Origin of the sequence: Bacteroides sp. 3_1_13 (assembly GCF_001185845.1) — a bacterium.
GTDB lineage: Bacteria > Bacteroidota > Bacteroidia > Bacteroidales > Bacteroidaceae > Bacteroides > Bacteroides xylanisolvens.
The window spans coordinates 1,552,290-1,566,139 of the sequence record NZ_KQ236955.1; the positions used below are offsets into that span (position 1 = coordinate 1,552,290).

Sequence of the window (13,850 nt, forward strand, 5' to 3'; positions counted from 1 at the left end):
CACATGAGAAGAAAAAGTTTTATCACTATTTGTCTATTATGGATCTTTATGTCCCTTTCTGCTCAGGAAAAGAAAATAGAGGTTACGGGAGTAGTGACAGATATGAACAATGAACCGTTAATCGGTGTTAATGTGACCGTAAAAGATCAGGCTGGTTTAGGGGCTATTACAGATATTAACGGACGTTATAAAATTAATATTGAAGAGTTCTCTAGACTGGTGTTTTCATATATCGGATTTGACAGGCAAGAAGTGTTGGTGAAGAGGCAGCGTGTGATCAATGTCACTATGAAAGAATCAGAAGCCAGCGAGCTTGATGAAGTTGTTATAACGGGAACTGGGGCGCAGAAAAAATTGATAGTGACTGGTGCTGTAACTACTGTGAATGTAGATGACTTGAAATCTAATCCTTCAGCAAATCTGTCGAATGCTTTGGCTGGTAATGTGGCAGGTGTACTTGCCATGCAAACTTCCGGTCAGCCAGGTGTAAACACTTCCGAATTCTGGATTCGTGGTATTTCTACTTTTGGTGCCAATAGTGCTGCACTAGTGTTAGTGGATGGATTTGAACGTGATTTGAATGATATTAATATTGAGGATATTGAGACGTTCACGGTATTGAAGGATGCTTCCACTACGGCTATCTATGGTCCCCGTGGTGCTAACGGAGTAATACTTATTACTACAAAACGGGGTAAAGAAGGTAAAATTAATATCAATGCAAAGGTGGAAAGCTCTTATAATACACGCACTATCACACCTGAATTTGCAGATGGTTATAGTTATGCGATGTTGATGAATGAAGCACGTATTACTCGCAACCAGGAACGGATCTATCGCGATGATGAAATGGAAATTTTACGATTAGGTCTTGATCCGGATCTCTATCCGAATGTAGATTGGATGGATACATTGTTGAAAGACGGAGCCATGACTTACCGTGCTAACTTAAATATGAATGGTGGAGGTAGTACCGCACGATATTTTGTATCTCTTAGCTATATTAATGAGGAAGGGATGTATAAGACAGATGAAGCGATGCGTAAAGATTATAATACTAATCCCAGTAGTCAACGTTGGAATTATCGTTTGAATACGGATATTGATGTTACGAAAACAACACTTGTGAAAGTCGGTGTGTCCGGTTCATTGAAAAAACGGAATGCTCCGGGACAAGGTGATAATGTATGGTATTCTTTGTTAGGACAAAATCCGATTAGTATTCCTATTATGTATTCTGATGGTTCCATACCTGCATTCGGTGAGGGTGAGAATCGGAAGAATCCTTGGACGCTTGCCACACAGACCGGTTATAAGGAGATTTGGAATAACAAGATACAAACGAACATCTCATTGGAACAGAAATTAGATTTTGTTACTAAGGGACTGCGTTTTGAAGGTCGATTCGGTTTTGACACTGACAACCAGAGCTCGATTACTCGTAAGAGAATGCCGGAGACATGGCGTGCCCAACGTGAGCGCGATGACAACGGAGATATTATATTAAAACAGCAAAGTATCGAGAAACCGATGGAACAAACAAGCTCGTCAACTGGTGATCGCCGTGAGTTTTTTGAGGCTATTCTGCAATACAATCGTGCATTCAAAGCACATCATTTAGGCGGAACGTTGAAATATAGTCAAGATGCATACCGGACTACAGTGGATATCGGTACTGATGTAAAGAATGGTATTGCCAAGCGTCATATGGGTGTGGCAGGACGTTTCAGTTATAACTGGAATTACCGCTATTTTGCAGATTTCAATTTCGGCTATAACGGTTCGGAAAACTTTGCAGACGGGCATCGATTCGGCTTCTTCCCTGCCTTTTCCGTAGCTTGGAATGTTGCTGAAGAGAAATACATCAAGAAGCATCTGAAATGGATGAATATGTTTAAGCTGCGTTATTCTTACGGAAAAGTGGGTAATGATAAACTAGGTGAGCGTTTCCCTTATTTATACACTCTTGCTAATGAATATACGGAAAAGGTAGATGGTAAAGATGTGGTGAAATATTATCCGGGATGGACCTGGAGTGACTATGACTCTGAAGACAATAAATACAACGGCATGTTGTATACCCAGTTGGCTTCGGAAAGTGTTACTTGGGAGATTGCAACCAAACATGATGCGGGTGTAGATATGTCTTTATTTAATGATAAGTTTACTGCTTCTGTTGATTATTTTCACGAACAGCGTGACGGCATTTATATGGAGAGAAAATACCTCCCCAGTATAGTCGGTGTAAGAAGCAATCCGAAAGCTAATGTGGGAAGTGTTTTATCACAAGGCTTTGATGGAAATTTTGCTTATAAACAAAAAATAGGCAAAGTAAACTTAACCGTCCGAGGAAATATGACTTATAGCAAGAACGAGATATTAGAAAAGGATGAAGAAAATGCTGTTTATCCTTATCAGACAGAAGCCGGTTATCGAGTGAACCAGGCAAAAGGTTTGATTGCGCTCGGCTTGTTCAAAGATTATGATGATATCCGTAACAGTCCGAAACAAGCTTGGAATAAAGTACAACCGGGTGATATTAAGTACAAAGATGTCAATGGAGACGGTATTGTAAATGATGCTGATATGGTAGCTATCGGCGCAACTACTAAACCAAATCTGATTTATGGTTTTGGTGTTTCAGCACAATGGAACGGATTTGATTTTAATGTTCATTTCCAAGGTTCGGGTAAATCTTCTTTCTTTATCAACGGTACCAGTGTGCATGCCTTTAGTGACAGCCAATGGGGTAATGTTTTTACTAATCTTGTAAAAGATCGCTGGGTAGATCCGGAAACGGCAAAGATTCTAGGCATTCCTGTCAACGAAAATCCGAATGCTTCTTATCCGAGGCTTACTTACGGAGGGAATGAAAACAACTATAAAAAATCCACATTCTGGTTGCGTGATGGTTCTTACTTACGTCTGAAGACATTAGAAGTTGGCTATACTTTACCTAAATCAATTGTAAATAAGATGAGATTCAATAAAATCCGCATATTTTTCATCGGAACCAATTTATTGACATTTGCCAAGTTCAAAGAATGGGATCCGGAAATGGGTAGTTCGAATGGAGAACAATATCCGCTGGCTAAAGTCTTTACTTTGGGATTGACTGTTAACATCTAATAAATGAATGTGAAATGAAAAAGATATATAAACTATATATTGGTGTTTTATTAAGTGTGATTGCCGTTTCTTGTACGGATAGTCTGGATTCGGACAAATATTTCACTGACCGGAGGTCGTTGGAAGATGTGTTTACTGATAAAACATATACGGAAGAATGGCTGGTACATGCTTATTCTTTCTTAGGAGGCAATAATATGGAAGTCTCTACCAGAGATAATATTCTCTGGAATTTTGCCGATGATATTTATTTCGGCGGCAATAGTCTCGGTGATTATAAGAAATTCAAAACCGGAACTTATGATGAAAATTGGTATCAATCATGGGGGGCTAGTTATAAAGGTATTCGTCAGGCATCCATCTTCATCAAAAATATTGACATGAATACAAAGTTTACGGAAGAAGAAAGAGCCGATTTGAAAGCCCAGGCTCGTTTCGTACGTGCATACTATTATTGGTTGTTGTTACGCAGGTATGGACCTGTGCCTTTGTTGCCTGACGAGGGACTTGATTACACAAGTAGTTATGACGATTTGGCTGTTCAACGCAACTCGTATGATGAATGTGTAGAATATATAGAGACCGAAATGCGTTTGGCAGCTCAAGATCTGCCTTTGACCAGAGCGGTGAACCAAATTTCACGTCCAACGAGAGGTGCAGCATTAGCCGCACGTGCCAGAGCATTACTTTATGCGGCGAGTCCGATTAATAATCCTCGTCCGGAAGATACAGATAAGTTTTCGGATTTGGTAGATTATGATGGAAGATGCCTGATCTCACAGGAATATAATGAATATAAATGGGCTAGAGCTGCAGCTGCTGCAAAAGATGTAATGGAGCTTCCTGGAAGTAACAGTGGACATCGTTACGAACTATACCATAAAAAAGCAGTCACTACATCGGAGCCGGGATATCCTGCCACTGTCGCTCCTTGTCAAGACGGTGATTTTTCGGAGAAGACATGGGATCAAGGTGGTTATAATGATATAGATCCTTACGCATCCTATCGTGAAGTTTTCAATGGCTCATTGGCCATGTACCAAAATCCGGAACTGATTTTTAGTCGTGGACGTAATCAGGGAGACAACAGTCTCGTTGCAATGGTGAGGCTCCAAATGCCCAAGGTATTTGGTGGTGGGAGCAATGCTTATGGCATGACAATGAAAATGTGTGATGCTTATTATATGGATAATGGAGAGGAATTCAATAGAGAACAGTTTAAAGAAACATATCCTGCAGATAAGCGTTTTGTGACCAAAGAGGAAGCCGAAGCTGAAACCTACCCTCATTTGAAAGAGGGAGTATATAAGGAATATGCTAATCGTGAACCGCGTTTCTATGCTTCCGTTTCGTTTAATGGTTGTGTGTGGTCCTTGTTAAAAAATGCAGAAACGGTAGATTATAAAAAAGATGTTGAGAAACAAGTTAATTATTATTATGGTATCAACACAGATGGTTTCTCGGGGACAGGTGTCTATTTGCGTTCCGGTATTGGCATCATGAAGTATGTGCATCCGGATGATACTAATCGTAAGGAGATTAAACCGAAAGCAGAACCTGCTATTCGTTTTGCTGAAATCCTGTTGATTTATGCTGAAGCGTTAAATGAACTTGAAGAAGGAGCCAACTATGATGTCTCTTCATGGGATGGTTCTACTACTTATTCTATTAAGCGTGATATTGATGAAATGAAAAAAGGAATCCGCCCGATTCGTCGTCGTGCGGGTGTACCAGACTATGATCTTGAGACTGTATACAAGAGTCAGGATGAATTCCGTAAAAAAATGAAAAAAGAACGTCAAATAGAATTGATGGCAGAAGGACAGCGTTATTTCGATTTGCGTAGATGGAAAGATGCAGAAGTGGAAGAGTCGAAAAAGAATTATGGTTGCAATTTCTATATGTCGGATTCTAAGGACCAAAAAGAACAGTTCTATACTCCGATAGAGATTACAGATCTACCGACTGCATTTTCTCGTAAATTGTATTTTTGGCCGATTAGTCATGAAGAATTGAAGCGGAACAAAAGGTTGACACAAAATCCAGGATGGACATATAATGATTAGTTCAAAACAACAGAATATGATATGAAAAATATATATGCTTATTTAATGATATTGGCTACTGTCACATTGAGTGCTGCCTGTAATAATGAATGGGAAGACGAACAGTATGAACAATACGTATCTTTCAAAGCTCCTATAGCTGCAGGAGGCGATGGTGTGACTACTATTTATGTCAGATATAAGGACAATGGAAAAGTGACCTATCAGTTACCTGTCATTGTCAGTGGATCTACGGTGAATACACAGGACAGAGATATTCATATAGCAGTGGATGCAGATACGCTAAGAACGTTGAACATCGAGCGCTTTAGTCTTTATCGTCCGGAGTTGTGGTATACTGAAATGGAGGAAGACAAATATGAATTTCCCGAAACGGTACATATCCCTGCCGGTTCGTGTGTAGAGCAATTGAACATCGATTTCAATTTACAAGGCATTGATATGTTGGAAAAATGGGTTTTGCCTTTAAGTATTGTTGATGATGCATCATCTAACTATCAAAGTCATCCGCGCAAGAATTATGCAAAAGCTTTATTGAGAGTGGTTCCTTTTAACGATTATTCCGGTTCGTACACGGCTTCTTCCATGAAAGTGTACACCTATATAAATGGCAAGCCTGACAACAACGCGAGAACGACGAACAAGCGTACAGGATATGTGATAGATAACAATTCCGTATTCTTTTATGCAGGCCTGATTAATGAGGATATGGATAAAGACATACGTAAGAAGTATAAAATTAATGTACATTTTAAAGAGGATGGAACATTGGATATGGAGCCGGACGATCCAACAAACGAGATGGAATTCAAACTGATAGGAACACCTATCTACAGTAGTACATCGATTATGGACGCTACCCGTCCTTACTTGGAACGCCGTTATGTTCAAATTATGTTTGAATACGATTTTCAAGATTTTACCTATGGTGGAAGTGGTACGGAAGTTATTCCTATCAAGTATAGAGTAGAAGGAAGCATGACGCTTCAACGGAATATCAATACGCAGATTCCGGATGAAGATCAACAGATTGAATGGTAATCTTATAAATGAGTAGAGGTAGGGAAGATATTAGGAATAGTGTCTTCCCTATTTTGTTTATATATGGGGTTAGATTAGCTGTTCCTCATCTCTGTTTACCTGTTTTTTTCCTTTATTGATTTGTATTTTTCCCTTTCTCTTAAAAAACTTCTCTACTTTTGCTACATAAGTCAGTCACACGAAACCGACAAAAAGCATAGTTAATTAAATCAGAATAATTATGAACATCAAAAAACATTTGCCTTGGTTGGGAGCTTTATTACCCGTGGCCAGTATGCAGGCAGAGACAAAACCCAATGTGGTCGTCATCTATGTAGATGATATGGGAATCGGAGATATCGGTTGTTATGGAGGTAAGTTTGTTCCTACTCCCAATATTGATAAGATAGCGCAGGACGGATTGTTATTCAATCAGTATTATTCATCCGCACCGGTCAGCTCACCTTCACGTTGCGGATTGACAACAGGCAAATTCCCGATTGAAGTAGGAATTAATACCTTTTTAAATAATAAAGCCAGCAATAAGAAGTGTGAACAGCGTAACTTTTTGAGTGACAAGAATCCTTCCATGGCACGTGCTTTCCAAAGTGCAGGTTATGCCACCGGACACATAGGTAAATGGCACATGGGAGGCGGGCGCGACGTGCACAATGCACCTTCTATTAAAAATTATGGTTTTGACGAATATATATCGACGTATGAAAGTCCGGACCCGGACCCGGCAATCACTGCTACGAACTGGATATGGTCGGCCAAAGACAGCGTAAAACGCTGGAGACGTACCGAGTACTTTGTAAATAAGAGCATCGACTTTGTCAAACGTCATAAAGACCAGCCTTTCTTTTTGAATCTCTGGCCGGATGATATGCATACTCCTTGGGTACCGGAATTTAAGCAAAAGGATAATAAAAGCTGGAATACGGAAGAAGCCTTCATCCCTGTTCTTGCTGAAATGGACAAACAGATCGGACGTTTTATCAAAGCATTGGATGAGTTGGGATTGTCGGAAAATACAATCGTGATTTTCACTAGTGATAATGGACCGGCGCCCAGTTTCCAATCCGTTCGTGCTGCTTATTTAAGAGGAACGAAGAACAGCCTTTATGAAGGTGGAATTCGTATGCCGTTCCTTATAAAATACCCCAAGAAAATAAAGGCTGGACAAGTGAATAATGAGAGCGTACTGTGTGCAGTCGATTTATATCCCTCTTTATGTGCGATAGCCGGAATTGAAACAGAGAAAGGTTATCAGGGAGACGGACAAAATTATGATAAAGTTCTTTTGGGTAAATCGAAAGCTAAACGTAAAACGGATTTGATGTGGGATTTCGGTAGAAACCAATTCTTTAAGAAACCGGGAAATGCAAACGACAGAAGTCCTCATCTGGCTATACGCAGTGGCAACTGGAAGCTATTGATAAATAGCGATGGAAGCGATGCACAGCTGTACGATATTGAAAAAGACAAATTCGAGAAGAACGATGTGGCGCAGTCGCATCCGGAAGTCGTAGCTAAGTTGAGCAAAAAAGTATGTAAATGGTTTGAGGAAAACAAAGACAAAGGAAAAGAGTAATACAGTGAAAAACAAATTATAAACCAATATTAAACTTATGAATTCTAAATTATTACTATTACCGACCGCCTTGATGGTTGCTGGCCATTCTGCAGCAGAGGCGAAAGGCAAGAAATCGGACAAACGTCCTAATATCTTGGTAATTCTTGCAGATGACCTTGGCTATTCCGATCTGGGATGCTATGGTAGCGAGATTCATACTCCTAATTTGGATAAACTGGCACAAGAAGGAGTACGCTTTAATCATTTCTATAATGCAAGTCGTAGTTGCCCGACTCGTGCTTCCCTGTTGACGGGACTTTACCAGCACCAAGCCGGAATCGGACGAATGACCTTTGATGCTCACTTGCCGGGCTATCGCGGAACACTCTCACGCAATGCCGTTACCATTGCCGAGGTGTTGAAAGAAGCAGGATATACCACCAGTATGGTTGGAAAATGGCATGTTGCAGAGACTCCACTCCGTAAAGACCAACGCGAATGGTTGGCACACCGTGTCTTCCATGATACATTCTCTGATTTATGTCATTATCCCGTCAATCGTGGGTTTGATTCTCACTATGGAGTAATTTATGGAGTGGTGGATTACTTTGATCCGTTCAGTCTGGTAGAAGGTGAAGTGCCTATAAAGGAAGTACCCAAAGGATATTATATAACCCAAGCTCTTTCTGACCGCGCTGTGCAGGAAGTGGAAGAATATGCAAAGGATGACAAACCATTTTTTATGTACTTGGCTTATACTGCACCGCATTGGCCGCTGCATGCACTTCCTGAAGATATTGAGAAATATAAGGATACTTATAAAGTAGGTTGGGAAGCTATCCGTAATGCCCGCTACGAACGTCAGAAGCAGTTGGGTATTTTCCCGGGAATGGATAACTTTTTGTCCGAACGTCAGTTTCATGACAAATGGGAAGACAATCCACATGCAGAATGGGATGCCCGTGCGATGGCCGTTCACGCTGCAATGATCGACCGTGTAGATCAGGGTATTGGACAAATTATCGAGGCTTTGAAAAAGACCGGACAGCTTGATAATACACTGATTCTTTTCTTGTCTGATAATGGTTGCAGTAACGAAGACTGCCAGAACATGTCTGGTGGAGAGAACGACCGTCCGGATATGACTCGTGATGGAAAGAAAATCATTTACCCGCGTAATAAACAAGTATTGCCTGGACCACAGACTACATACGCTTCATTGGGAGCCCGTTGGTCTAATGTAGCGAATACTCCATTCCGCTTTTGGAAAGCTAAATCTTATGAGGGAGGTATTTGTACTCCGATGATTGCTCACTGGCCGAAAGGAATTAAAAAGAACGTGGGTGGCATGACATCTGAAATAGGGCACGTGATGGACATCATGGCTACTTGTGTCGATTTAGCGGATGCTGAATATCCAACTACCTATAAAGGACATGATATTCTTCCAATGGAAGGAAAGAGCTTGCTTCCTATCTTCAAGACCGGACATCGCAAGGGACACGACTATCTGGGCTTTGAACACTTCAACGAACGTGCTTTTCTTTCCAATGATGGCTGGAAATTGGTTCGCCCGAAAAATAACTCTCAATGGGAATTGTACAACCTGAATGAAGACCGGAGCGAGCAACATGATCTGGCTGCTAAATATCCGGAGAAAGTGGCAGAAATGTCAAAAGCATACGAAGCATGGGCGAAGCGTTGCATGGTAGAACCTTACCCGGGACAGAAAAAGAAATAACTGTCATTCCATTTAAAACGGAATGAATAGAACATTGAAAGAATAATGGGGATGAGGTTGTTCTTGATTAAGAATCATTCATCCTCATTGATATATCTAAAGATCTTATTCTTTTGGGAATAAAAATAAGTACAAATGAAAGTTCCATATAATAATTTGGATATGCAGATGCAGAAGAGTTTCTTAATAGTGTTTATTTTAATAGTGACAAATACAGCAAATCTTGCAGCAAAAAGTTCACCTTGGGATATAGCGGACAAAATAGTAGCAGAACTTAATCCGGTGACTTTTCCTGATAAGACATACAACATTGCTGATTTTGGTGCTGTAGCAGATGGGAGAATGCCTTGCAAAGGTGCTTTTGATAAGGCTATAACACAATGTAGTGATCAAGGCGGCGGTAGAATAATTGTACCTGCAGGAACTTATTATATGAATGGACCGCTGGTATTTAAGAGTAATGTCAATATCCATTTGGAAGATGGTGCTATATTGAATTTTAGTAGTAACCAGGAAGATTATTTGCCCGCGGTAATTACACGATGGGAAGGTACGGAATTGTTTAATTATTCTCCGCTGATTTACGCTTATCATGTACAGAATATCGCTTTGACTGGAAAAGGCACGATAAATGGCAATGGTTCCAAGAAATTTTCTGCCTGGGCTGATAATCAGAATATAGACAAGGAAATACTAAGACGAATGGGACGTGAAAACCTGCCTATTTACAGGCGTATATTTGGAGAGGGTTTCAGATTACGTCCAGGGTTTATCGAACCGTATGGTTGTGTAAATGTGCGTATTGAAGGTATCACAATCAAAGATTCACCGTTCTGGGTGATCCATCCGATATTTTGCAATAATGTTATTGTTCGTGATGTAACGGTTGACAGTCATAATCGGAATAACGATGGTTGTGATCCTGAATCATGCAGCAACGTTTTGATTGAAGGTTGTACTTTCTCCACGGGCGATGATGCTATTGCTATTAAGTCGGGACGGGATAATGATGCTTGGCGTATTGGACAGCCTACTGAAAATGTCGTCATTCGCAATTGCACCTTTTGGTCAAAAATAAACGGGGTATGTATCGGAAGCGAAATATCGGGAGGTGTACGTAATGTATTTATAGAAAATATTAGTATCCTTAAATCATCGAATGCCATCTATTTCAAATCGAATCTTGACAGAGGGGGATATATCGAAAATATTTATGTTCGCAACATACAGGCTGACTCGGTGCGCACAGCTTTGGTTCGCGTAGAACCGAATTATAAGGGAGAGCGATCGGGATTTCATCCTACCTTGTTCAACAAGATTACGGTCGAAAACGTAACTTGTGGGCAAACGAATGAGTGTGCTATATCCATGGCTGGATTCCCGGAACTACCTATAAGAAACATTACGTTGAAGAATATCACCGTAGATAAGGCTGTGTCGGACTATCGCTTGGAGCATGGTGAGAATATTATTTTCGAGAATGTGAGAGTAAATGGTGAAAAATTACCGGAAAAACCAGAAGCGAAAAAGATTAAGAAACTTCGTGTTTTATAAGATATACTGTCATTATTAAGTGCCAAACATACTTGTAATGGGATATTCTTTGAATTAAAAAAATATATAAGGCAACTGACTCGCAATGAGCTAGTTGCCTTTTTGAAAGTGAAAATTACTCTTGTTAGGATAGAAAAGTGAAAATTTTCAGAATGTTCTTGTTCGTATACTTACTCTTTTGTAGTAAGGAATATTATTCTATTTGTCCAATGGTAGAATACCTCATACTTCCTATCTGTCCATCTTTTCCCAGCGTTTCCGCTTGAATAATCAATGGAGTGGAATATTGATTATTATAGCATTCAATCACCGCTTTTCCATTTTCATCAGCTTGTACGGATGGATTCCAGTATAACGTCCGTCTTTTATCAACTTTGTCCATATACAGTTCCTTGGTCGGGTAGGCAGGAGAATAATATTCCAAAGGACGGGTATATCCCTGGATAACGGTTTGTCGGGTACCAAGTACGGCACTCTGACTTTTATTCAACACATCGCGTCTGGGTAGGGGAATCAGGTAGAAAACACTATATTTATCCAGTTTGCTTATATCGACTCCCGTGCTATCGGTCACCTCGGACATCTTTGTATTTTGGATAATGTCGTCATCGATACCTCCAGTGCCTTTGCTAATAATGATAGAGGCCAATCCATCCACCTCGGTCAACATCATTTGAGTTTCTGTTTCGGACAAAATGTGATTATCCATAATATAGCAGATCGGTTTCTGCCGATAAGTAAGCTTGTCATTGCTACGATCCCAATCGAATTGCGGACTCAACTTTTCCATTAATTCCGGAATAGTTGTGACAATCTTCCCATTGTCACGTAATAAATCTACAGAACGGCGTACGTCGTAATAAGCGTCGATGCTTTTCTCATTGATTTTAGTAGCCATATTACTTCCTTGCCGGCGTTTACTTTTTATTTCCACCTCATCCAATACATAAAGTCCTTCTACCTTTCGGATAGAATCCATGTATAGAGAATCAAAACTCTCGGCTTTCTGTTGCCAGTAGGCCAAGTCTTTCCATTCTGGATGAAGCTCCTTGTAGCCGTAAGCCCGCGGAGCGGGGGAGAAATTACGGTCGATCAGGATAGAAGCATCCTTATTACGTTCTTTACCGACTTTCCGGGTTTGGATCACTGCCTCCGTCGTTCCTTCAAAATCTTCCACCGGAATGGTGAAACGGCCGTTTTCATCGGTCACGGTTCCTCCGGTTATGAATTGATCGTCCTTCTTTACGATCACGCTAAGCGCAATATCTTTCAGTTTATTTTTGAGAATGGTTGATTTCACCTGCCCGTTCAGTGCTAATTGTGTTTCCGGCAATTGAAGCGGAGTGAAAGGAGCGGTAGAGATGGCCTGGCTCATGTCGTATTTACGCCATCCGTGCACCATCAATAAAACATCCAGTTCGGTTTGCTTCCGCGGAGACGGAGACGCAAAGTAATAACCGGGTTGATGGATATATCCTTTTAAATCGGAGGTTAATAGCAGGTCAGTGAAAATATTGTTGTCATACTCCAAATAATCCGACCGGACACCATCCCGGATGCTGACCGACAATTCTCCGGACACAGGTTCCCCCTTAGCATTCTTTATTTGCAATTCACAACGGATGGGAGCGTAGGGAGCATACACCTCTTTCAATTTTTTTGTCGATATTTGCAGGGGAGCACGCGGATTGGCAAAGACAAAACGTTCGCACAATGTATTGCCTGCCCGGTTGATGAGGCTGACTTGCAGTACGCCTGCCGGTAGCTTACGGGTGGGTAGAATAAACTCCTGCAGAGCATCCGACCGGCAACTAATCAATTGATGAACATACGGGCGTCCCTGATGACTGATAAATACAGCCAGTGTATCTTGAGGAGTAGCGGCATTACAGAAAACTCTCACCAAAAGGGCACCGGCATTACTGACAGTGCTCAAAACATACCCGTTAGGCAATGCCTGTGGAAGGGTAAATTCATACTTCTTCCCTTGAAAATCGACTTTAGCAACAGCCGGTTGTGCGGAAGGTGTATATTCAAAATGCCCCATTCCATCGTGCAAAGTCTCGAAAGAAGTGATTTCTGCCCCTTCTTTGGTATAGATCGTTCCCGATAATTCGATATTCCCTTCATTTTTACTCTCCGCCTTGAAAGCCACTTGCGAAGTCACCCCCTCCACTAATTGTCCTCCTTCAGGGAAAAAGCGTACATTTAACTTCTCCTCTGTTTCCGACGGACGGTTCTCCATCGACGAACTAAGTTCGTAAGTCGTGATACTACGTTCCAGCTTATCACTATTTGTCAGTTGATAAATAGGAAAAGTGCGCGAAAAGTACTGTGGTTCATTAAAAGCAAGCATCCAGCGGGTATAGGCACGTACCTCGTAATAGCCGGATAACATGGAAGGGGGAAGAATGAATTGTCCGTTTCCTTCTCCCTGTGTCAGTTTGATGATTTGTTTATCTGCTATATGCCCTGTCTGGTCTACCAACTCTACATATAGAGGACGACTGATCTGACTGAAAGTCTGTTGTTCAGCAAGAGTGACATAAGCCTTGAACCAGATCGTATCTCCGACGTAATAACTCGTATTGTCAAAATGCAAATACGCCTTCTCCCGTGGAAAGTTGTTGGCAAATGTTTGTGCCTGGTTCATGTATTGTTGGAATACAACCTTGGCGGGAGGTACTTCTCCTGACACATACGCGGTCAGGAGATTACATACAATGAGTATCAGTATGAATAGTTTGTTCTTCATGATAGCTTA

General features: G+C 40.9%; 7 protein-coding genes. 6 read left to right on the top strand and 1 reads right to left on the bottom strand.

The genetic code is table 11. The features are described 5' to 3' along the window. The first annotated feature begins 3 nt into the window (after positions 1-3). From HMPREF9009_RS05615 to HMPREF9009_RS05640, 6 genes are all read left to right on the top strand, one after another. On the top strand, positions 4-3,129 hold the full coding sequence (locus tag HMPREF9009_RS05615) for a SusC/RagA family TonB-linked outer membrane protein (protein WP_049701670.1): 3,126 nt from the start codon (positions 4-6) through the stop codon (positions 3,127-3,129). A gap of 14 nt (positions 3,130-3,143) precedes the next feature. Next, positions 3,144-5,195, top strand: coding sequence for a RagB/SusD family nutrient uptake outer membrane protein (locus HMPREF9009_RS05620; RefSeq protein ID WP_049701671.1), 2,052 nt, complete (start codon positions 3,144-3,146; stop codon positions 5,193-5,195). A gap of 21 nt (positions 5,196-5,216) precedes the next feature. Beyond that, entirely contained in the window at positions 5,217-6,236 is a 1,020-nt protein-coding gene (locus HMPREF9009_RS05625) for a DUF4973 domain-containing protein (protein WP_049701672.1), read from the top strand. Between the two features lie 220 nt (positions 6,237-6,456). Beyond that, entirely contained in the window at positions 6,457-7,809 is a 1,353-nt protein-coding gene (locus HMPREF9009_RS05630; RefSeq protein WP_049701673.1) for a sulfatase family protein, read from the top strand. A 37-nt stretch (positions 7,810-7,846) separates the two neighbouring features. Next, a complete protein-coding gene (locus HMPREF9009_RS05635) occupies positions 7,847-9,532 on the top strand; it encodes an arylsulfatase (protein ID WP_004322425.1) in 1,686 nt (561 codons plus the stop codon). Positions 9,533-9,667: 135 nt separating this feature from the next. Beyond that, positions 9,668-11,086 carry a glycoside hydrolase family 28 protein gene (locus HMPREF9009_RS05640; RefSeq protein ID WP_008024188.1) on the top strand — a complete coding sequence of 473 codons (1,419 nt, stop codon included), beginning with the start codon at positions 9,668-9,670 and terminating at the stop codon, positions 11,084-11,086. A gap of 193 nt (positions 11,087-11,279) precedes the next feature. Here HMPREF9009_RS05640 and HMPREF9009_RS05645 read toward each other — a convergent pair whose 3' ends face one another. Further along, positions 11,280-13,841, bottom strand: a complete 2,562-nt coding sequence (locus tag HMPREF9009_RS05645; RefSeq protein WP_049701674.1) for a hypothetical protein — start codon at positions 13,839-13,841, stop codon at positions 11,280-11,282. Between the last annotated feature and the right edge of the window lie 9 nt (positions 13,842-13,850).